Source organism: Gelidibacter sp. (assembly GCF_035577925.1).
Classification (GTDB): domain Bacteria; phylum Bacteroidota; class Bacteroidia; order Flavobacteriales; family Flavobacteriaceae; genus Gelidibacter.
This window is the reverse complement of sequence record NZ_DATJCY010000130.1, coordinates 1-22,468: the sequence shown is the minus strand read 5'-3', so window position 1 is coordinate 22,468 and position 22,468 is coordinate 1. Positions and strand designations below refer to the sequence as shown.

Here is a 22,468-nt window from a genome sequence, read left to right as displayed (position 1 = left end):
TGTTTGATTTAAATTGTTGTTTTTGATTAAAAACGTTGTAATTGATTTTGGATAAAGAACTTAAAATGTGTTTTTACTGTTCCAAATCTTTAATTTTCTGCAAGCGTCGCACATGCCTTTCTGCACCAATAAATTTAGCATTCAAAAAGCTCAATACCAATTCTTCAGCACTAGTATATCCAGTAACTCGACCACCAAGGCAGATTAAATTCATATCGTCATCTTCAACACCTTGATGTGCCGAAAAATGATCGGTAATTAGCGCTGCTCTAACTCCCGAAACTTTATTGGCAGCAATGCAAGCACCAACGCCACTGCCACAGATGGCAATGGCTCTATAAACCTCTTTTACTGCAACCGCTTTTGCCAAGGGAATTACAAAATCTGGATAATCATCGGCATTGTTTAATGTTTTGGCACCAAAATCTATGGGTTCAAAATGATTATTTTTTAAAAACGTTATCATTTTTTCTTTCAGTTCAAAGCCACCATGATCAGCGCAAATCCCTATTTTTTTGATACGTTCTTTTTGCATTTCTATAGTATTTAAGAGTAGGTGAGTGTCTGTTTCTTAAATTAAGGAGCAGAAAATTTTAGTAAATAGGTTATACTATTTCTTAATCTTTTTTTGAAAGAAGTGCTTTTGCTTTTTGGACAATATTTTCTACTGAAAAACCATATTCATTCATAATCTCTTCTCCTGGAGCCGATTCGCCAAATTTATCAATCCCAATAATAGCACCTGAATCGGTTACATAATTGATCCATCCGATGGAAGAACCTGCTTCAACGGCAAGTCGTTTTTTAATGTTTTTAGGTAAAACTTTTTCGTGATAAGCAGCACTTTGTTTATCAAATAATTCCCAGGACGGCATGCTGATCACTCGGGCATTAATATGATCTGTTTTTAATACCTCTTGCGCTTCCAAAATAAGATGCACTTCCGATCCTGTTGCCATGAGAAGGATATCTGGATGTCCTTCACAATCAGAAAGAATATAAGCGCCTTTTTCAAGATTTTTGGCTTTTGCGTATTTCTTTTGATCGATTACAGGAATTCCTTGACGGGTTAAAACAATGGCAACCGGACCGTTGGTGTGCTCGATGGCTACGCGCCATGCTTGTGCCGTTTCATTGGCATCTGCAGGCCGGATGACCGTCAGGTTTGGAACCGAACGCAAACCTATCAATTGCTCAACAGGTTGATGAGTTGTACCATCTTCGCCAAGACCAATAGTATCGTGGGTATAAACCATTATTGGGCGGATGTTCATAATCGCGGCCAGTCGGAGTGGAGGGCGCATATAATCGGAGAAAATCAAAAATGTAGCCCCATAAGGAATCAAATATTTACTCAGTGCCATACCGTTAATTACAGCACCCATGGCATGTTCACGAATTCCGAAATGAAAGTTTCGTCCTTCATAATGGGTTGAAGAAAACGATTTGTACGCATCGAGATTGGTATCAGTAGATGGCGCCAAATCAGCAGAGCCGCCAATAAGTTGCGGAAAATATTTTGCAATGGCATTTAAGGTTTTTCCAGAAGCTTTTCGGGTTGCCAATTTAGTGTTGGCGTCAAAGGTTGGCAAACTTTTTTCCCAGCCGTCCGGAAGTTGTCCTGAAGTGATGCGTTCATATTCATTGGCCAGTTCGGGATATTGTTTTTTATAGTTTTTATATAATATATTCCAATCGTCTTCATGTTTAGCGGCCTTTTTGCCAGCTTTTCGATAAAAATCGAGAACTTCATCAGGGATGATAAAATTTTTGTCGGGATCAAAACCAAAATGCTCTTTTACCAAACGCAATTCATCCAATCCTAAAGGTGAGCCATGTGCCGCTGCGGAATCCTGTTTATTGGGACTTCCATAACCGATATGGCTACGAATTTTAATGAGCGACGGTCGATTGGTTTCCTCTTGTGCATTTTTTATGGCTTTTGAAAGTGCGTGTAAATCATTGATGTCCGATAAATTTTGGACATGCCAGCCATAGGCTTCAAACCGTTTGGAAACATCTTCATTAAATGCCAGATTGGTATCGCCTTCAATGGTAATGTGGTTATTGTCATAAAAGTAAATGATGTTTCCCAATCCAAGACGGCCGGCGAGCGATGCTGCTTCTGCCGAAATACCTTCCATAAGGTCGCCATCACTACAGATTGCATATATTTTGTAATCAAATATTTTAAAATCGGGTTGGTTATACCGTTCGGCCATATAGCATTCGGCAATGGCCATGCCGATACCATTTGCAAAACCTTGTCCCAATGGACCCGTGGTGACTTCAATTCCTGGTGTAAGTCCATATTCTGGATGACCAGGCGTGATGCTATGTAATTGGCGAAAATTTTTAATATCATCGAGGGTGATTTTATAACCCGTTAAATACAAATAACTGTATTGAAGCATACACGCATGTCCGCACGATAGGATAAACCGATCACGATTAGCCCATTCAGGGTTTTTGGGATTGTAATGCATAATTTCTGACCATAATATATGGCCTAATGGTGAAAGTGCCATTGGAGTTCCAGGATGCCCGGAATTGGCATGTTGTACGGCATCGGCAGATAGGATTCTTACGGTGTCAATAGCTTTTTGAATTAAATTTTGAGCATTCATGACGGTTGTGCTTTTTCTTTTGTTTTTTCAATTTTCGATATTCGAGCTTCTACTTCAGCAGAGTTTAAAATCAGACCTAAAGGGCGATCGTAGTTGAGGTAATTAGCTGCCCATTCGATTAAAGTTACCACTTTGTTGCGGAAACCAACCAGTGAGAAAATATGGATGAACATCCACACAAACCATGCAAAAACCCCTTGGAATTGGTAGTGCGGCAAATCAACAACCGCTCTGTTTCTTCCTATGGTTGCCATGACACCTCTATTATGATATTCAAAAGGTTCCATCGGCAGATTCTTTATTTTTTTTAAAATATTTTTACCTAAGGTTTTGCCCTGATGTTTGGCCACAGGTGCCATCATCGGTAATCCTCTTGGATCGTTTGGTGTGACGCAGGCTGCTACATCTCCAATTGCAAACAGATTATCAAAACCTGATATTTGGTTGAATTCATTCACGGCAATTCGGTTGCCACTCAAAATAACGTCATCAGGAAGACCTTTAATAACAGAGCCTTTTACACCAGCCGTCCATATAACGGTATTGGTGCTAAACTCACTGCCATCTTCGAGCGTTATAATATCGCCATCATAAGTTTTAACCCTTGAATTAAGAAAAATATTAACGCCCAAATCCTTGAGGTATTCATAGCTTTTTTTTGAAGCTTCGGCAGACATGGCTTTTAATAATAATCCGTTGGATTCATAAAGATTGATGCTCATTTTATCAAGTTCCAACTCGGGAAACTCCTTCGGAATTACAAATCTTTTCATTTCGGCCAGAGCACCTGCCAATTCCAGACCAGCTGGTCCGCCACCAACAATGGCAATATTCATAATTTCATGAAGCGGTTCTTTTCTGTTGAGTGCCAAAGCTTGTTCAAGGTTTCTGAAAATTCCGTTTCTCAACGTCAACGCATCTGGAACAGATTTTAAAGTGAACAATTTTTCTTTGACACTTTCAAAATTATAAAAGTTGTTTTCACTTCCCGAAGCAATGACCAAATAGTCATAATCAATTTCGCCAATTGAAGTGACAACTTGTTTATTGATAATATTAATGGATAATACTTCTGCCATTCTGAAACTCACATTATTGTATTTTCTAAAAATACGGCGTACAGGATAAGCGATACTCGCCGGTTCAAGGCCACCCGTAGCTACTTGATACATTAAAGGTTGAAAGTTGTGGTAGTTGTTTCTATCAATTAGGAGCACTTCAACAGGCTTTTTATGAAATTTTTTGGCAAGCTGTACCCCGCCAAAACCAGCACCAATAATAACTACTTTAGGATTTTTTGACATGTTTTGATTCGCTGTTCTTAGTTTTTATGTTGATCTTGTTCTTCATGATCTTTCTATATAGTAAAAATGGAAGGACCGACTTAAAGGTAATATTTAGTTTTTAGAACAGCTTATAAAACCCGAATCATAATTTATATTATTCACACTTGGCTAATTTTAAGAAGGCATACCAAGTTGTTATTATTTTAAAAAAATATATTATATGTTTAATTCATTGTCAATATTGCCTTTGATGTCCTTCAATTTCCATTTCCGATAGGTATTTTCCTTGGCAGGCATTCGCATTAAGTTGAACACGATGGTAAAGGGCATTTTGCGCAGCTATAGAGTTTTCGTCCAAACCTTTCCAAATTTCTAATGCCGGATATTGTAGTGCTCGGCTAAACGAAAAGGTGAGCGCCCAAGGTATTTCAGATTTATATTGGGCATTCATGGCATTCAGTCGTGCCGTTGCTAATGATGAGGTCTGTCCACCTGATAAAAAAGCGATGCCCGGAACTGAGGCAGGCACCGTTCGTAATAAACATTTTACGGTCATTTCGGCAATTTCTTCGGTATTACTTTGATCTGGGCAATTGGTACCTGGCAATATCATATTGGGTTTTAAGATAATGCCTTCGTTAATTACACGTTGTTTGTACAATTGTTCAAAAACCTCATGTAAAACACGTTCGGTAACTGAAAAACAAGTTTTCAAATCGTGATTTCCATCCATTAACACTTCAGGTTCAACAATAGGTACCATGTTGGCTTCTTGACAAAGTGCTGCGTATTGAGCTAATCCCATCGCATTATTAACAATACAACGTGGCGTTGGGATGCCATTGCCAATAGTAATCACCGCGCGCCATTTGGCAAACCGAATTCCCATTTTGCTGTATTCTGTCAGTCTGCTGCGCAGATTGTCTAATCCTTCGGTGATTTTTTCATTGGGAAACCCTGCCAAATCTTTGGCACCCATATCTACTTTGATACCGGGAATTATGCTAGCATCTTCAACGGCTTTTACAAATGATGTATCATCAGATAGGCGTTGTCTAACGGTTTCATCATATAGTATAGCAGCATTAATACCTTTGTTGAGTCCGGGAGTTGTAATGATCATTTCTCGGTAACGCCTGCGCATTTCGGGTGTTTGTAATATGCCTAAATCGGCAAACCGTTTGTTGCAGGTTGGGTTGCTCTCATCCATAGCAATTAATCCTTTGTTATGGGCAACCATAGCTTGTGCTGTTTGATTTAATATATTGATATCCATCTGATAATGAGTTGTCTTGAAAATATTTTAAATAAAATATTCTAAATCAATAATATATTACTGAAGTGGTCTATAAAGATAAGTGTCTGAAGCCAAGAAAGTTTATATGGAATTTTTTTAAAATTATAATATTCCCACATGACGCTGATAACGAATGTTTATAAAATTTAAAAGCAGGAAAAGAAAACATCATAAACGACCTCTGTTTTTTGTATATAAAGTGTATTTATTTTGAAATCTCTTCGATAAATTATTAAATAATTGGAAAATTTAATTTTTATTTTGGTAATTTTATAGGTGTTAACCACGTCTTTCAGTTTGTAGCGATTCGAAATCATTTACAACAAAACACAATGGATATTAAAGGTTTACAACATATACCTTTGGCATATCGGTTATTATTAAATGAAAATTCATCATAAATTAATTACCATGAAAAAAATATGCATTGCTTTGGATACGAGTTCGTCAGCTGAAAAAATTGCGGCTATAGGCTATGAATATGGAAAGGCCTTAAATGCGGAAGTTATTTTGATTCATGTGATATATGATTCGTCAATCTATGTTTCAGATTTTGATCCAGCTATGGATTATGCTGGCTTTATGGTAAAAAACAATGCCGAGTTTACTAAAAGTATTTTTGAGCAAGCCGAATCTTTTTTGGAGGCAATAGCTAAATATCTTGGAGAACCAGATCTAGAAACTAAAGTCTTGGAGGGTGATCCCTACGATGAAATATTGAATTTTGCTGATCGGTGGGAAGCCGATTTGTTGGTTCTTGGCACCCATAGCCAAAGTAGTTGGGAAGATTTACTGTTGGGAAATATTGCTTCCAAAATTGTTAAACATTCCAAAATACCATTGTTGGTGGTTCCAATAAAGGACTAATGGGTTATTTAAATATGGATTGAAAAACCCATAATCGTTGTGGATGTTTTTTGCACTACTTAGGTAGCAGAATAAATAAAACCGTCGTTGTATTTTTATAGGATAAAATTTTAAAAAACAATAATATGTCTGAATTAGCAGTATCCGAATACGAAATTCTGTTGTTTTACGATCCAAATGCTCCAATTGGGGCAGAGTCTTTAGGCTACGCCAAAGGCGAAGGCTATGCGTTACGTGATGTTGATATTTTGAAAAACAAGTTTACAGGAATGCAATTGGAAGAGCTCGCCGATAGGCTCCATGTTCCTATTGATGGTTTGGTAAACAAAGATCATCCAGATTTTGAACGTTATAAAGACGACAGTTTTTCGGATGATGATTGGATCAAAATTTTGCAAAAAAATCCACAGCTGATTAAGCAGCCGATTGCCATTCGTGGGCATCAAGCCATATTTGTGAAAACACCCAGCGATTTGTCACGACTTTAAAAAAGCTCAGAGCTTGTTTGAAAATCAATTTATCAAGACAGACATTAAAAAAATCACTCTATTCTTATAAGTTGTAAGGCATCTAGCCGTACACGTGCGTTTTTTATGAGTGTTGCTAATTGGTCGCGTTCTTCAATCGCGGATTGGATTTCGTCAGCTCTAATATGTCCATTGTTTTTCTGCAATGCCACAAGCCGATCAATTTCATGATCTAATTTGAGTGCCATTCTTTTTACACCTTTTTCTATCTTATTTGCTCCTATTTTTTTTGCAATCTCAGTGGCTGAAGAAATCATATTGGGCAATATACTTTCAACTAAAGTGTCGTTTTCTAAAAGCCTATTGACATTTCCTGTTTTTAAATTTTTATTAAAAAATTCAACCGAATAGTTTTCTGTCACCTCTTTTCCAGAATGATCCACAACAATCCTTATCGGCGCTTGAGGGAGGTATCGATCAATGGAATTGTTTTGTTTCCCAGCAGTTTCAAGCACAAAAATAAATTCGATCACTAGGGCAGGAGTGCCCATTCCTTTTATAATTGCATAACTCGCATTTCCTAGCGTTGACCCCAAAACCATGTCTATGGCACCTGTGACCATGGGATGGTCCCAACTTAAAAAGCTCATATCCTCTCGGCTGAGCGCACGTTTTCTATCAAAACTTACTTGAATGCCTTCTAAAGGTATGGAAGGAAAAACTTCTGAATTATGAGAAGTGGGATGTAAAAGATAAGTCCTAGGTGCCAGATCTTCCATTTCTACGTTAAAATGATGAAAAACTTTGGTCAGATAATTCTCAAGCGTAGCATCTTTGTCTTCAGATTTAATTTTCTGAATCAGTTGTTGTGCAATTTTAGGTCTAAATGAATTCATCTCCAGCAACCTATCTCGACCTTCAGTAAGGTTTTTTTTCAGTTTTTCGTGAAAACTTACAGTTTCAGCAATGAGTTGATCAAGTTCAAAACTTATATTTTTAGATTTTTTTAGAAGGATAATTTCTGTTAATCGTTCCTTAAAAACCTTTGAAATGAGATTGCCACCTTCAAGATTGGTAGTAAAGGCATTTAAACCTTCATGATACCATCTGACAAGAATTTCCTGTGGACTTTCCACAAGATAGGGCACATGAATATGAATGTCATTTTTCTGTCCAATCCGATCCAAACGGCCTATGCGTTGCTCCAATAATTCGGGATGGAACGGAACATCAAAAAGGATCAGATGATGTACAAATTGAAAATTGCGGCCTTCACTTCCTATTTCAGAGCATAGCAGGATTTGCGCTCTGTCATGTTCAGCAAACCAAGCTGCATTTCTATCGCGTTGTACAAGAGTGAGGTCTTCATGAAAAACACTCACGTTAAGATTAATAGCTCTTACAATCGCAGCTTCCAAAGCTTGGACTTTTTCTTTGGATGTGCAAATGAGCACTATTTTTTCAGGATAAACAGCTTTCATTTTCTGTAAAACCCATTTGACGCGCGGATCATTATCAAACCAAAATTCTTGTTCCTTGGTTGTTTTAAGATGTGGATCTCTATCAAACTCAAATTCTTGAGAGGCACGTTCAAGCCATTGTTCACGATTTTCTTCAACCTCAATTGGAGCTAAATGCGTGATGCGTTTAGGGAAACCGCTCATGGCCAAACGTGTGTTTCTAAAAATAACGCGGCCCGGTCCATGTTGGTCTAATAAATCTTCAATAAGATTATGAGTTGTAGTAGCATCGTTTTTAGCTAAAGCGCTAATCCGTTCTTTAGGAAATAAAGTTTCTAATAATTGGTAATCTTTTTGATTTAATGTGGTTTTGTTGAACAATTTCTCAACTACGGCAGCTATGTTTTTTTGATCTTTGGCTTCGTTTAAAAAATCTTCAAGATTATTATATCTATTGGGATCAAGTAATCTAAGACGTGCAAAATGACTTTCTACGCCTAATTGTTCGGGAGTTGCCGTAAGCAAAAGCAATCCTTTTGCCGCATGGCACAATAATTCTACAATAGCATATTCAGGACTTATATCATTAACGGACCATTCTAAATGATGGGCTTCATCTACAATTAATAAATCCCAATTGGCAGAAATAGCTTGTTGACTTCTCTTTTGTGAATTGGCTAAAAAATCAATACTGCAAATAACAAGTTGATCGTCCAAAAACGGATTTCCATCGGGGGCACTTTCTTCAAGAGAAATGCAACGTTCTTCATCAAAAATGTTAAACCATAAACCAAATTTTCGAAGTAATTCTACAAACCATTGGTGCACGAGCGAATCTGGCACAAGTATAAGTGCTCGTGATGCCCGACCGGTTATTAGCATACGATGCAGAATTAAGCACGCTTCGATAGTTTTTCCCAATCCAACTTGGTCCGACAATAGTACACGCGGTGCAAATCGTGAGCTTACTTCATGTGCAATATAAAGTTGATGGGGAATGAGGTCTATTTTAGCACCAACAAATCCGTGTACAGGAGAAATTCTTCGGTTATAATTATGGTAAAGTGTATCTCTTCGAAGTGCAAATAGTTCTGGTGAATCTACATCGCCCATAAAAAGTCGGTCGTCAACACTATGGGTTACTGAACCATCGGCAATTTCTGATTCCAGAAGTTTTTTGCCATTACCATAATAATTGTAAAGTTGATCTTCAAACTGTATTTTTTCAATGACAATGGATTGTCCTTTATTGTCCACAATGGTATTTCCAACTTTAAAAACAACACGGTTTAAAGGTGCATTCTCTGAAGCGTACAATCGCGTTTCATCAGCTAATGGAAAATAAATCTGAACCCTTCCTTTGCTGACGTCTGTAACGATGCCCAAGCCAAGTTCAGGTTCTCCAGTACTTGTATATCTCTGATTAGGAAAAAAATCCCCCATAGTTGATGCTCTTATTTTTTAATCACAAATACCGTCGGTGGTACATGATTGCCCTTCAGTAATGTCTAATTTGGTTATGGAATTCCGTGTTTGCCAATTGTCAAAACTTTTTTCTAAACTTTCCAGAAAAAGCTGGGATGGCTGAGCGCCAGAAACTGCATATTTCCTATTGAGTACAAAAAAAGGAACACCTTGAACACCAATTTGCTGACCTTCTTGGATATCTTGATTTACTAAATTTGCATATTTTTCATCATTCAAAGCGGTTTTTAGTTCATTGACATCTAGACCTATTTTTTTACCTAAATCAAGAAGCGTATCTAAATTATTGATATTTTTTCCTTCGATAAAAAATGCCTTAAACAGTTGTTCTTCTGCTTCATCACCCAAGTTTTTTGTTTTGGCAAATTGTATGAGTTTATGGGCATTAAAAGAATTGGCAACGACAGATTTATCCAAATCATAGTCCAATCCAACATTTTTGGCCGTTTGCGTCACGTTATCCAGCATACTTTTTACTTGTGCTGCCGACAAACCTATGCGTTTTTCAAGATATTCCTGATGACTTTCATTAACATCGTCAGGAATGGTGGGGTCTAATTGAAAACTTTTCCAGATTATTTCAATATTGTTTTTGTGCTCAAATTGCTCAAGTGCAGCTTCAAGGTTTCTTTTTCCTATATAGCAAAACGGACACATGACGTCACTCCAAATTTCTATTTTCATTTTGTTTTCCATGAGTGTTATATTTTATTTGTTGATATAATATCTTCGAATTTCCAAAACGGATTGTTGGGCATTTTTGCTTCAAAAACTGTTAATTCATCAGAATCTTGAATTTTATAAGCTATTTTCAAGGCATGTAAACCAATTGAAAGTGGAAAATATTCTTGTTCTGATCCATATTTTTTGTCACCAATAATTGGAAGTCCCAAATGCGATAATTGTGCTCTAATTTGATGAAAACGGCCAGTGGTAGGATTGATCTTTAAGAGGTAACCAAATTTATTTTGGCCAATAACTTCATAAGTCAACCGGCAGTCTTGCGAGTTTTTTGTTTTTGTAGGAACAATTTCGGCTTTCTTCTCAAGATTATTTTTTACCAAAAAATTTATTAAAGTGCCTTTGTTTTTTGGTGGTTTGCTTGATACAATGGCCAAATAGGTTTTTTGTACTTTTCGACTACTAAAAAGAAGATTTAATTCCGCTAAGATACTTTTTTTCTTAGCAAAAATCAATACGCCGCTGGTTACACGATCTAAGCGATGAACGACGCCGACATAAGGTTTTTTGATGTTTTTTAGAAGATATTGAAAAACCTGATCTTCGACTGTGTTCGATTCATAAGGACTTTTTTCGCTGATACGTCCGGCTTTTTTGTTGACAACAATATAATTGTTGGTTTCATGTATTATTTCGAGTTCGGTCATTAACTGGTGGCGTGTTTGAATCTTAAAATTCTAATTTAATTACAAAGATATTCCAGTTTATTGAGTTTATCGAATTTATGAAGTTAACTGTTACTAATTTAAAACTTCATCCAGAAAAAGTAAGGTGTGTTGCCATGCCCGTTTTGCCATAATTGGGTTATAATCTTTAGATTCAGGATTTGTAAATGTATGTTTGCTATCGGCATAATAAATAAATTGCCAATCGGCTTCGCCTTTTCGCATTTCGGCCATTAAAAGATCAATATCTTGCTCAGAAACGGATTGATCTTCGGCTGGATGTACGACCAATATTTTTGGATTGATTTTATTATAAGTCGAGTCCACTTTTTTCAATCCGCCGTGAATGGAAACAACGCCTGTAAAAGGGAGGTTGGCACGTGCCGCTTCCAAAGTGCCAGTGCCGCCAAAACAATAACCTATTACGGCGATTTTATCTTTATTAGCTCCTAATTTGATGAATTCCTGAAGCGCGATTTCTATTTTATGACGGTAGTTTTGATAGTTTTCCTTGTAGAAAGATGAATTCCTTTTTGCATCTTCAGGTGTTTTTGGAGTTGCAGCTTGTCCGTAAATATCGGCAATAAATACATTATAACCTTTTTGTGACAAGTCCTTTGCAGCGGTTCGGGCTTCATTGTCAATGCCCATCCAAGCAGGAAGAATTAAAACTCCTGCATTTCCTGGTTTCACTATAATCGCTTCGCCTTGATGTTGAATTTGACCGTCTTGATATGAAATGACCTGTAAGTTTTGAGCCATAGTTATTAAGGTAACAAAAAATGTTGATAATAAGATTAAGTTTTTTTTCATGGCTGTGTGTTTATAAAGTTAAAAGTTGGTATGGAAAAAGAGTATTCTGTTTATTGAGATGATGTGAAAAAACTAAATGGACTTTGTTGCTTTTAGATTATTAAATTTTTAGTATCAGAAAGTTGAATGTCCTTTTTAAAAAAAAATTATAAAAAACTGGATGTACTTTAATTTATAGATACTCAGTTTTTTCTTCTATTTCTAGCATGAATTGTAAACGTGGTTCCTACATTAACCTCGCTATCTACCGTAATTTCACCTCCAAAATTTTCAATTTGATTTTTAATTAAATACAATCCAATACCTTCAGCATCTTTATTTTTATGGAACGTTTTGTACAGTCCAAAAATATCTTTTCCATATTTATTGAGATCAATTCCTATTCCATTATCAGAAACCATAAGTTTAAAATCTTTCTTATCATATACGCAATCAATAGAAATGACAGGATTTCTATCAGGATGTTTGTATTTCACGGCATTTGAAAGCAGATTTTGAATGATGCTTTCAAAATAGGAGTAATTAAAATATAGAAATAATTTTTCGTTTATATTATTTTTAATGACAGCATTGTTCTCAATAATCACACTATGAAGAGTACGCAAAATATGATCGATCTCCTTGGCAAGATAAATCTTTTTTACTTTATTGGTTTTAATGTTTTGTACGCTTACTATGTCATGAAGGTTGGCAATGGTCTTTGTTAATGAAAGTGAAAGATCACGCAAATGTTTCATGATTTCTTTTTTCTCTTCTTCCGAATCGCTATCCTCATAAAAGTCCAATAAACTCTCAAAATTTCCTGTATGTTGTTTAAGGTTATGGCTGACAATGTGCGCAAAGTTTTTGAGCTTGTTATTGTGTTCAGTAACAATTAATAATGAGTCGTTTATGGTGTTTTCATGCTGTTTTTGAGCGGTAATATCGGTATGTGTGCCAATTACTCGCTTTACTTTGTTGTTTTTGTCCCATTCTACAATTTTACCTCTATCACGAATCCATTTATAGGTGCCATTTTCACAACGTATTCGATGTTGATTTTCATACATGCATGTCAAGCCATTCAAATGATCTTGAAAGTCTTGATAATATTTTTCCAAATCGTCGGGATGCACACGTTTGTTCCAGTCCTGTGGGTCGACTCCAAAATTAGGATCGGTAACTCCAATAATTTTTCTTGAACCTTCAGAAAAGTAAACACGGTTTAACGCAGCATCAAATTCCCACATGCCAATGTCTGAATATTGGAGTGCAAGCTGCCATTTGCGATTGTCAACGAATGTCGAATTGGAATTGTGTTTGTGTAATCCTGATTGAGATGAAGCCATATATATAGTATAAATTAAAAACAATGTACTAAATAAGATGATGGTCTATTTAGTCAAAATTTTAAAAACTATTAAAAAGTTTAATCAGGGGAAATCATAATAAAGTTAAGATTTTTTTTACAAATTCAAAATTTTATTTTCAAATGAATTTAATTTGAAATCAATAAATTAGAAATTTAAAAACGCCTAGTTCATATAAAATTAAAAAGCACAAGAGTTTTTAACTTGAATTTTAAATGTGAAGAAAGATTAGGATGCAACGACCTATTACATATAATAATGAATGATTGAATGTTGTATTTTTGAAAACAAACATCCGCTACGTCTTGTTTGAATATTCAAAACAGCGCATTGTTTTTATCGATAACAAGAGCTCGATAAAAATATGTTATAATTAATCAAACTTTGATAAAATGAGCTATTCAGTGGGTTCTGAATCATTTTTTTTCTTATCGCTCATCATAAAATTAACGACAATAGCTACCAATGAGACACAAACGATAGCGAAAATGACGATCATAAAAACGCCGTTATTCCAATTGGCATTCAAAAGTAGTGGTTTGTACATGATTGTTTTATTTTTGGTTGTTGGGAGTAAAACTAGCACATCATCTAGTCATAATACATGATTTTTATCATTAAAAGTTAAGTTTTAATAGAATTGGTGAGTATAGCGCAGATATTCGTATTTTTCAAGTTTAAAATTTACTGGGAATCACATTTTTAAACATGAAAAATGTATAATTTTGCAGCGTTTTAAATAACTGATAGTATGAGACTATATATCTTATTGATTGTATTGTTATTTTCTATAGAATTAACCGCCCAAACGGATTATAAAAAACAACTGGATAGTTTGCTCACTGTACACAAAGTCTGTGTTATCGAAAATGATATCCGTAACCATCGTGTAAAGATGGATCAGTTAAAAAAACAAAGACAAGGCTTAAATGCAAAACTTGCCGAAATTCAGAGTTTTAAGTTTTTCCGCTCAGATGCTGAAAAAGAAGAACAATTAAACGAAATCAACAAACAGATTGAAACCAACGGCATTGCAAATACCACTGCAACTGTTTTTTTGACCTCTTTAATTAATGATTTAGTGTTGGCCAATGAAGAAGTTAAAAAGCTTCAAAACGAATAAGTATTTTGTAGATTCTTTACTACTATTGTTTTAAAATAATACAACAAGCTTATGCGCTGTAGTTTCCGATGGATATTTTTTTCAATATTATTGAGTGCGCAGCTTGTTGAGACTTTGTTTAAGTACACACAACGTGGTCCTCATTTTAGGAATCCCAGTAAAGAAGTTATTCAAAGCTTAAGTTACTTCAATTGGGTTTTTAAAATCTTAAGGGTGAAAGTCCTAGAGATTTAAGGTCCAGTTTTTTAGCAACTTAAGCTGTGTTTGTTGGTAAGCGGTGTTTTCTATAAACCAGTTTATATACCAGGTTTTGGAGGCAGGTCAAAAGCTACAGCGTCATGTTCAAAATGATTTCTATGTGAACCATCACAAAACGGTTTATTGGCTGAAAGTCCGCATCTACATAGCGAAATAACATCACGACCACCAAGGTCATAGACATTTCCATCTTTATCGACAATTTCAAAATCGCCACTTATTCTTAGTGAACCGTTGTTATTTACTTTTAAGGTTGTTTTGCTCATCGTTGTTATTTTTTAGTGATTATTATTTATTGAAATTTGAATAGACTTTATGAATATTCAGATCATATCAGTTTAATAAAAAAACTTCTTAATTGCTTTCTGAAAATAATTCGGCAACATACCTAAAAACGGTCACTATCATAGCAAATATTTCAATTATTGTAAAGGTTGATATATTCTTTAGAATTTTATAACCATTTAAACTATTAAAATAACACTATATTTTCATTTCTAAATTATAACTGATATCCATAGAAGTTAGATCATAGGAAGCTCATGATCTCTTAATCGGATTAACATTGCCCTAACAGTAAAACAGGAATTAATGCTGTAATTTCGTGGTTTAGGATAAAAATCATTAAATTTTAATATCCCATAACTTAACAATATATGAATCTTTCAAAATCAGCATATTCCATTTTAGAACTCGCCTTAGTTTCTGAAGGGCATAGCCTTAAAGAAACATTTAGCAATTCGTTGAAACTGGCACAACACGCCGAAAAATTTAATTACACACGTTTTTGGTTGGCCGAGCATCACAATGCTGTTAATATTGGTAGTAGTGCTACTTCAATTCTTATCGGATATATTGCCGAAGGAACCAATTCCATTCGTGTTGGATCTGGTGGAATTATGTTGCCCAACCATTCGCCATTAATTGTAGCCGAACAGTTTGGAACTTTGGGATCTTTATATCCTAACCGCATCGATTTAGGGCTTGGCAGAGCACCAGGAACCGATAGGGAAACGGCTCACGCAATTCGTCCTGATTTTATGCAGGCTGCCCATTCGTTTCCTGAGAATATGGCAGAAATACAAAAATATTTTTCTTTGGACAATGTGCATTCTAAAGTGCGGGCAACAGTTGCAGAAGGAGTTAACGTTCCTATTTATATTCTGGGTTCAAGTACAGACAGTGCACATTTGGCAGCAAAAAAAGGAATGCCTTATGCGTTTGCCAGTCACTTTGCTACAAAATATTTAGATGAAGCGATTACCATCTACAGAAATAATTTTCAGCCTTCGGAATTTCTCCAAAAACCTTATGTTATGGCGGGAGTCAATATTATTATTGCAGAAACTGATGAAGAAGCCCAGAGTTTTGCAACTTCATTAATACGAATGTTTTTGGGGATTTTTACAGGAAAAAGAGAATATCTACAACCGCCAGCACCAATGACTCAGGATCTTATGGACGTTATGCAACATCCGCAAATTCACCAAATGTTGAAGTATTCATTCATTGGCACAAAAGCTACAGTAAAGGAGCAGGTGAGAGCGTTTTTAAACCAAACCAAAGCCGATGAACTCATTGCCGTTACTAATATTTATGATGTGATGGATAGAATCAAGTCTTATGAATTATTTGCCGAAATTATGGATGAGCTAAATGCAGAAAAGTAACTTAAATAATTTTTAGAGCCAGATTTTATATCGTATATAATTCTAATCATTGTCCTACCTTCTCTGAAAAACTGTCGTTATCTTTGTCAAAAATTAAGGGTATGTCAAGACAATTTTCCGACTTAGGAATTAATGATCAATTACAGAAAAGTTTAACCAGTTTGCACATTTCTGTTCCTACCGATATTCAGGAAAAAACAATTCCTGTAATTCTAAAACAAAAAGAAGATGTTGTTGTTTTGGCTAAAACGGGTACCGGTAAAACGGCTGTTTTTGGCCTGCCTTTGCTCCAATTGATTGATATAAATAACGAAAATATTCAGGCTGTAATTTTAACGCCAACACGCGAATTGGGTCAGCAAGTTTATAATAACTTATTGGCATTTGCAGCCCATAGTCCCAATATTTCTATTGCGGGTTTATTTGGTGGTATTCCCTTAAAACCTCAGATAGAACGTTTGGAATCAACAACACATATTTTGGTTGCAACACCTGGTCGTTTGGTGGATTTGATAAAACGTGAGGTTATAAATATTAAAACCACTAAATATTTTGTCTTGGATGAAGCTGATGAAATGATCAGTGCTTTAAAAGAGGATATTGACCATATTGTTAAGGAAATTCCTAGATCAAAACGGACGTTTCTTTTTACTGCTACCATGCCAGGAGCATTAAAACAATTAGTTCAGAACTATATGTCCAAAAATGTAATTCATATTGAAACCGATATGGAAACCGTGGGACATTTAGGTATCGATCACCAATATGTTGTGGTAGAGCCAATTGAAAAACTCGACGTTTTGCTTCATTTTTTGAACAGTAGAGAAGGACAACAGGGCATTATTTTTTGTAAGACCAAAGCAGCTGTAAATAAACTTGCAAAAAATCTGGCGATCAACAAATTTTCATCAGGTGCGTTGCACGGCAGTTTAACGCAAGGCATTCGCGATCGGGTGATGGGCCAATTTAGGGATGGCCATCTTAATCTGCTTGTTGCTACCGATTTGGCAGCGCGTGGCATTGACGTTAAAAATGTTTCATTTGTAATCAATTACCATCTTCCCGATACTTATGAAGCTTATGTGCATCGGAGTGGCAGAACGGCACGGGCAGGAGCCAACGGATTGTCACTAACTATTTTACAAGAGGATGAAGTTGAAGATATAGCTGATTTTGAAAATGAGTTAGGTATTGTTTTTACAGAATTTCAAAAAGCAGATGCGCAAAGTATCGAAGAAAATAATGCGCTTTTATGGGCTAGAAAAGTATTTAAAACCAAACCCAATCGCGAGGTTTCGAATGATTTTAGAGCACAGATTAAAACCATATTCCATCATTTGACAAAAGAAGAATTGATAGACAAACTTTTGGCCAATTATTTAATAGAATCTGGCGGTGTTGATTCAAAACCAGAAGTTTCCAAAAAAACAAGAAGAACACATCCCAATGGCAAATAATCCAAAAGAATGCTAGGATATCGGAAGATACTTGTTATTCATTTGGTTCAATGTGGATCAGCACATTTCCAAGATTGGGTATTTTAGCTACTAAATGATCTTTGACGTGGTGTGCAATGTCGTGTCCGGCAATGACTGAGATTTCACCATCTACAATAACATGTAAATCGACGTGGAATTTCATTCCCGATTTTCTTACAAAACATTTTTCGGTGGCTAAAACCCCAGAAACTTCCAATGATCGTTTTCTAATTTGCATAATGAGACCATCGTAAAGTTGTTCGTCCATCACTTCGCCCAAAGCCGGTCTTAAGATCAAATAACTGTTATACAAAATAAAAGCTGAAGCAAATAATGCGGCCCAGTCATCGGCATTTTCATAACCTTCGCCAAATATCAAAGCTATTGAAATTCCTATAAAAGCCATAACAGAAGTGATGGCATCACTCCGATGGTGCCAAGCATCGGCTTTAAGTGAACTGCTATTGGTGAGTTTACTTTTCCGGATGACAATTTGATAAGAAATTTCTTTCCAGATTATAATAATTCCCAACACAATCAATGTCCAAGATTCAGGTAGATGATGCGGTGTCGAAATATTTTGAATGCTTGTATAGGCAATAATAGTAGCTGAAACAACTAAAAAAGCAACCACACCAAAGGTAATTATTGGTTCAATTTTACCATGTCCGTACGGGTGGTTTTCATCTGCAGGACGTTCGGCATATTTAAATCCTATTAATATTAAAAAGGAAGCAAAAATATCAGATGTAGATTCTATACCATCGGCAATTAAAGCGTACGAATTGCCAAAAACTCCTGCAACTACTTTAATAATAGCTAAAATGGTATTACTAATAATACTAAAATAGGTGGTTTTAATTGCAGATTTCTCAAGAGTCATTTGGGTTGGATTAAGTTGCGCAAATCCTTTTAAAAGCGATTAAATACTTGCGCCATCATCTACGAATTTAGTAAATATAAGTCTAAAGAAAAGGCGATATCAAGTTTTAATACACGCAGACCCAATAATATATTATTTAAGTTAAATCCTTGTGGTTTTAGAGCCAGTTTAAAAAATTAGAGGATGTTAACAAGAGCATAAAAAGTCAACTAGGAAAAATAAACCCCTACAAAATAAATATTTCGTTAAAATTTAAACAGGCTCTTAGTAAATTCAACATAAAAAAGCATAGAAATTTTAGCGTACTTTGCTCTTAGAAACTACATTATGTATCATTCTTGGGAAAAATCGTTTGATATAAATTCCCAAAACCTCTTTTTTACCGATATAGGCTTCAAATTTTTCTTTGGTTATTGCTTTGAGCATCCGTTTTGCAAAAACATCAACATGCAACCCATTTTCAGTTGATGCATCTTGCGTTTGCTGCAAACTACCATCTCCGGTAATCGCATTTCGAGCTACTTGCGTGTTCACAAATCCTGGACAGATCAAGGTTACCTTAATATGATCGTTTTCGTGTTCTAATCTTAAAGCATCAAAAAAACCATGTAAAGCATGTTTGGCACCGCAATATCCGGACCGGTACGGACTACTAAATTTACCCATTAAACTGGTGACCGTTACAAAATGGCCACTTTTGCGCTTTACAAAATGCGGTAATAATGCTTTGGACAAGGCTATCGTTCCTAAATAATCAACATCCATCAAGGTTTTATATACCGAAATATCCGTATCCATGATTAATGACCTTTGACTGATGCCGCCATTATTTATAAGAATATCAACGTGTCCAAAGCTGTTGATGGCTTTTAAGCTAACAGGCTCCATTTTTTCATAATCGGCTAAATCAAAAGGTAATACAGCCACGTGCTCCGTGTTTTTACATTGCGTTTTGACATCTTCAAGAATTTCTGTACGACGTGCAGATAAAATCAATTTACAATCATATTGCGATAGCGCTAGTGCCAACGCCTTGCCAATACCGCTGGAAGCACCAGTAATCCAAATAACCTTATTGTCGAAATACATGTTGATGAATTTAAGTATAAAATTGAAAAATGATTATTTTGTAATTATTACTCTATTTTGATTGACGATTGTTCCTGCCATTCCATGCGCAGATCATCGCTCATTTTTCCGGTGCCGTCGTGTTTCCATCCAGGTGGTTTTACAATATATTTTGCCCGATCTTGGAGTGATTTTTTTCCTAAAAAGACATCTTTGCCCATTCCAATCCATTCATGAAAAGCAACTTTTAATGGATTATGAGTTTTGATGTTGGATACCAAACCATAAACTACCTTTTCATCTTTAAGTTCTGGTTGGAAAGTGCCAAAGAGTTTGTCCCAGACAATTAAAATACCGGCATGATTTCTATCTAAATATATGGGATTGCTCCCATGATGCACCCTGTGGTGCGATGGTGTGTTCATGACCGCTTCAAACCATTTGGGCATTTTATCTATGGCTTCGGTATGAATCCAAAATTGATACAATAAACTAACGGACATCTGTAATAAAATCATTCCAGGATGAAACCCGATCAAAGGTAGCCACAACCAAAATACAAATGAAAAAAAACCGCCAGACCAAGTTTGGCGCAATGCTGTACTTAAATTATAATGTTCAGAAGAGTGGTGCACGACATGCGAGGCCCAAAAAAAACGATTTTCGTGCGAAATGCGATGAAACCAATAATACGAGAAGTCATCAGCAAAAAAAAGCAAAACAAAACTCCACCAAGCCAAAGGAATGGTAAAAATTCTTAAGTTTTCATAAATAACCATGAATGCACCAATAACAATAGCTTTACTGATAAAACCTAAAAAAACATTGCCCAATCCCATAGTTATGGAAGTAAAAGCATCTTTAACTTCATAGGTTTTTCGGTGTTGTTTGATGCTAACATAAAGTTCCAACAACATCGAAATGATAAAAAATGGAATGGCATAAAGAATGATATTTGGAAATTCTGGCATATGTGAAATGTAGTTTAGTGGTTTGGTTTAATTAGGATTATGATTTTGTTGAATGAATTACAATTGATAGTTGTCTTTCCATTCCTAAAAATACAAAATTATTTGACTATTTTTGGTCATAATTATGACAGCAACATTTCAGAAATACACACTGCAGTTTAAACAACCTAGCGGTACATCGCGGGGCATTCTCAAAACTAAAGATACTTGGTTTATAATCATTGATTCCGAAGGAAAAAAGGGAATCGGTGAATGTGGCATGTTCAAAGGTTTGTCCATTGATGATCGTGCAGATTTTGAAGCAATTTTAAGTTGGACCTGTAAAAATATTTTCTTGGGAAAAGAAGTATTGCTGGACAAATTAAAAGCCTTTCCAAGCATTCAGTTTGGTGTAGAAATGGCATTTCTGGATTTGGAAAATGGCAAACCTTTTGAATTATTTCCTTCCAAATTTACGGAATCCCAAGATCAGATCCCGATTAATGGATTGATCTGGATGGGAACGGAAAGTTTTATGAAAGATCAAATAAAAACTAAAATTGAAGAAGGTTTTTCTTGTATTAAACTCAAAATTGGAGCCATCGATTTTCAAACGGAATTAGACCTTTTGAAATCCATCAGGACTCACTTTTCAGCAGAAGATATAGAATTGCGAGTGGATGCCAACGGCGCGTTTTCGCCGGCTGATGCCTTGGAGAAATTGAAACGTTTGTCAGATTACCAATTACATTCTATTGAACAGCCTATCAAACAAGGGCAAGTGGAGGAAATGGCAAAATTGTGCCAAACGACACCTCTTGATATTGCGTTGGATGAGGAATTAATTGGCGTTTTTGATGTAACAAATAAGCACGATTTACTACAAATCATTCAACCGCAATATATTATTTTAAAACCAACTTTGGTAGGCGGATTTTCGGGTAGTGCGGCTTGGATAGAAGCTGCTGAAAATGCAAAAACAGGTTATTGGATAACAAGTGCTTTGGAAAGTAATATTGGCCTAAATGCCATTGCACAATGGACCTACACTTTACAAAGCAATAAACCTCAAGGTCTTGGCACGAGTGGCTTATATACCAACAATTTTGACAGTCCGCTAGAAGTGAAAAATGGTAAATTGCAGTACCGTAAAACAGCACATTGGAATTTTAATTTATAAATAAATATGTATATAGCTCAAGCATTTAAAGGATTGCATGAAGGATGGCGCTATGTGGTCGGGTTGATAATTGCCATAGCAGGAGTTTTTGTTTTTTCAATACCTCATGCCATTGGCGTGCTCTTAAAAACTATGCAAGGAGGAACAATTGACCAATCCCGAATGAACGACACCATGTATTTAATGGGATTGTTTGAGCCTAATGTCAACTTGGTATTTATCTTACTTCCTTTTGCAGGTGGTTTATTATTTTTATTAGCAGCCGTAAAATGGTTACATAATCAATCAATTACAGCTTTGACCACAGCACGACCAAAAATAGATTGGAAACGTTTTTGGTTTATTTTTTTCTGTTGGGGTGCCGTATCTTCCGGTATGATTTTAATAGGCTGTTTTATGTCGCCAGAAGATTATGTTTTGAACTTTAATTTAAAGCCATTCCTTATTTTATGTGTGATTGCAATTCTTTTGGTCCCTTTGCAAACTAGTTTTGAAGAATATTTATTCAGAGGCTATTTGATGCAAGGTATTGGCGTAGCTACAAAATCAAAATGGATTCCTTTGCTCATCACTTCTGTGGTTTTTGGAATGTTGCATATTGCAAATCCTGAAGTTGATAAACTTGGTCCCATCATCATGGTTTATTATATAGGTACTGGTCTGATGCTTGGCATTATGACGTTAATGGATGAAGGTCTGGAGTTGGCATTGGGTTTTCATGCGGCAAATAATTTGTTCACCGCTTTATTGGTTACTGCCGATTGGACGGCGTTCCAGACGCACTCCGTTTTAAAGGACATG

The 22,468-nt window shown here is 35.8% G+C and carries 21 protein-coding genes; 7 read left to right on the top strand and 14 right to left on the bottom strand.

Going from position 1 to position 22,468, the window contains the following annotated elements; genetic code table 11:
• Window positions 1–73 precede the first annotated feature (73 nt).
• The 4 genes from VNJ50_RS04490 to VNJ50_RS04475 form a co-directional block, all read right to left on the bottom strand.
• On the bottom strand, window positions 74–535 hold the full coding sequence (locus VNJ50_RS04490; protein WP_325579461.1) for an RpiB/LacA/LacB family sugar-phosphate isomerase: 462 nt from the start codon (window positions 533–535) through the stop codon (window positions 74–76).
• Between the two features lie 82 nt (window positions 536–617).
• Window positions 618–2,627: a transketolase gene (gene tkt, locus VNJ50_RS04485; RefSeq protein ID WP_325579459.1), complete on the bottom strand. Its 2,010-nt coding sequence runs from the start codon at window positions 2,625–2,627 to the stop codon at window positions 618–620.
• Window positions 2,624–3,931, bottom strand: coding sequence for an NAD(P)/FAD-dependent oxidoreductase (locus VNJ50_RS04480; protein WP_325579457.1), 1,308 nt, complete (start codon window positions 3,929–3,931; stop codon window positions 2,624–2,626). Before VNJ50_RS04480 ends, tkt begins: the two co-directional genes overlap by 4 nt.
• A 217-nt stretch (window positions 3,932–4,148) precedes the next feature.
• Window positions 4,149–5,189 (bottom strand): class I fructose-bisphosphate aldolase, encoded by a 1,041-nt coding sequence (locus VNJ50_RS04475; protein ID WP_325579455.1) that lies wholly within the window; start codon window positions 5,187–5,189, stop codon window positions 4,149–4,151.
• Window positions 5,190–5,621: 432 nt separating this feature from the next.
• On the opposite strand from VNJ50_RS04475, the gene VNJ50_RS04470 reads away from it, so the two are divergent.
• Window positions 5,622–6,077 (top strand): universal stress protein, encoded by a 456-nt coding sequence (locus tag VNJ50_RS04470; RefSeq protein WP_325579453.1) that lies wholly within the window; start codon window positions 5,622–5,624, stop codon window positions 6,075–6,077.
• 125 nt (window positions 6,078–6,202) lie between these two features.
• Window positions 6,203–6,565, top strand: a complete 363-nt coding sequence (locus VNJ50_RS04465; protein WP_325579451.1) for a hypothetical protein — start codon at window positions 6,203–6,205, stop codon at window positions 6,563–6,565.
• Window positions 6,566–6,618: 53 nt separating this feature from the next.
• On the opposite strand, the gene rapA is transcribed toward VNJ50_RS04465, so the two are convergent.
• The 6 genes from rapA to VNJ50_RS04435 form a co-directional block, all read right to left on the bottom strand.
• Window positions 6,619–9,447 (bottom strand): RNA polymerase-associated protein RapA, encoded by a 2,829-nt coding sequence (gene rapA, locus VNJ50_RS04460; protein WP_325579450.1) that lies wholly within the window; start codon window positions 9,445–9,447, stop codon window positions 6,619–6,621.
• Between the two features lie 18 nt (window positions 9,448–9,465).
• Window positions 9,466–10,185 (bottom strand): DsbA family oxidoreductase, encoded by a 720-nt coding sequence (locus VNJ50_RS04455; RefSeq protein WP_325579448.1) that lies wholly within the window; start codon window positions 10,183–10,185, stop codon window positions 9,466–9,468.
• 5 nt (window positions 10,186–10,190) lie between these two features.
• Window positions 10,191–10,877, bottom strand: a complete 687-nt coding sequence (locus VNJ50_RS04450) for an RNA pseudouridine synthase (RefSeq protein ID WP_325579446.1) — start codon at window positions 10,875–10,877, stop codon at window positions 10,191–10,193.
• A 93-nt stretch (window positions 10,878–10,970) separates the two neighbouring features.
• Complete coding sequence (locus VNJ50_RS04445) at window positions 10,971–11,708, bottom strand: dienelactone hydrolase family protein (RefSeq protein ID WP_325579444.1); 738 nt, start codon at window positions 11,706–11,708, stop codon at window positions 10,971–10,973.
• 182 nt (window positions 11,709–11,890) lie between these two features.
• Window positions 11,891–13,036, bottom strand: a complete 1,146-nt coding sequence (locus VNJ50_RS04440) for a sensor histidine kinase (protein WP_325579442.1) — start codon at window positions 13,034–13,036, stop codon at window positions 11,891–11,893.
• 418 nt (window positions 13,037–13,454) lie between these two features.
• Entirely contained in the window at window positions 13,455–13,604 is a 150-nt protein-coding gene (locus VNJ50_RS04435; protein WP_325579440.1) for a hypothetical protein, read from the bottom strand.
• A gap of 204 nt (window positions 13,605–13,808) precedes the next feature.
• Between VNJ50_RS04435 and VNJ50_RS04430 the strand changes: the two genes are divergently transcribed.
• Window positions 13,809–14,180, top strand: a complete 372-nt coding sequence (locus VNJ50_RS04430) for a hypothetical protein (RefSeq protein WP_325579438.1) — start codon at window positions 13,809–13,811, stop codon at window positions 14,178–14,180.
• 296 nt (window positions 14,181–14,476) lie between these two features.
• Here VNJ50_RS04430 and VNJ50_RS04425 read toward each other — a convergent pair whose 3' ends face one another.
• Window positions 14,477–14,704, bottom strand: coding sequence for a CDGSH iron-sulfur domain-containing protein (locus VNJ50_RS04425; RefSeq protein WP_325579436.1), 228 nt, complete (start codon window positions 14,702–14,704; stop codon window positions 14,477–14,479).
• A 390-nt stretch (window positions 14,705–15,094) separates the two neighbouring features.
• On the opposite strand from VNJ50_RS04425, the gene VNJ50_RS04420 reads away from it, so the two are divergent.
• Both VNJ50_RS04420 and VNJ50_RS04415 read left to right on the top strand, forming a co-directional pair.
• Window positions 15,095–16,108, top strand: coding sequence for an LLM class flavin-dependent oxidoreductase (locus VNJ50_RS04420; RefSeq protein ID WP_325579435.1), 1,014 nt, complete (start codon window positions 15,095–15,097; stop codon window positions 16,106–16,108).
• A 101-nt stretch (window positions 16,109–16,209) separates the two neighbouring features.
• The gene (locus tag VNJ50_RS04415) at window positions 16,210–17,565 is read left to right on the top strand and encodes a DEAD/DEAH box helicase (protein ID WP_325579433.1); all 1,356 of its coding nucleotides are present in this window, start codon (window positions 16,210–16,212) and stop codon (window positions 17,563–17,565) included.
• A 34-nt stretch (window positions 17,566–17,599) separates the two neighbouring features.
• On the opposite strand, the gene VNJ50_RS04410 is transcribed toward VNJ50_RS04415, so the two are convergent.
• From VNJ50_RS04410 to VNJ50_RS04400, 3 genes are all read right to left on the bottom strand, one after another.
• Entirely contained in the window at window positions 17,600–18,469 is an 870-nt protein-coding gene (locus VNJ50_RS04410; RefSeq protein ID WP_325579431.1) for a cation diffusion facilitator family transporter, read from the bottom strand.
• A gap of 297 nt (window positions 18,470–18,766) precedes the next feature.
• On the bottom strand, window positions 18,767–19,558 hold the full coding sequence (locus VNJ50_RS04405; protein WP_325579429.1) for an SDR family oxidoreductase: 792 nt from the start codon (window positions 19,556–19,558) through the stop codon (window positions 18,767–18,769).
• A 47-nt stretch (window positions 19,559–19,605) separates the two neighbouring features.
• Entirely contained in the window at window positions 19,606–20,508 is a 903-nt protein-coding gene (locus tag VNJ50_RS04400) for a sterol desaturase family protein (protein WP_325579427.1), read from the bottom strand.
• Window positions 20,509–20,632: 124 nt separating this feature from the next.
• Here VNJ50_RS04400 and VNJ50_RS04395 point away from each other — a divergent pair, with 124 nt between their 5' ends.
• Window positions 20,633–21,667, top strand: a complete 1,035-nt coding sequence (locus tag VNJ50_RS04395; RefSeq protein WP_325579425.1) for an o-succinylbenzoate synthase — start codon at window positions 20,633–20,635, stop codon at window positions 21,665–21,667.
• Window positions 21,668–21,673: 6 nt separating this feature from the next.
• Window positions 21,674–22,468, top strand: a 795-nt coding sequence (locus VNJ50_RS04390) for a CPBP family intramembrane glutamic endopeptidase (protein WP_325579423.1), incomplete at its 3' end; no start/stop codon positions are given.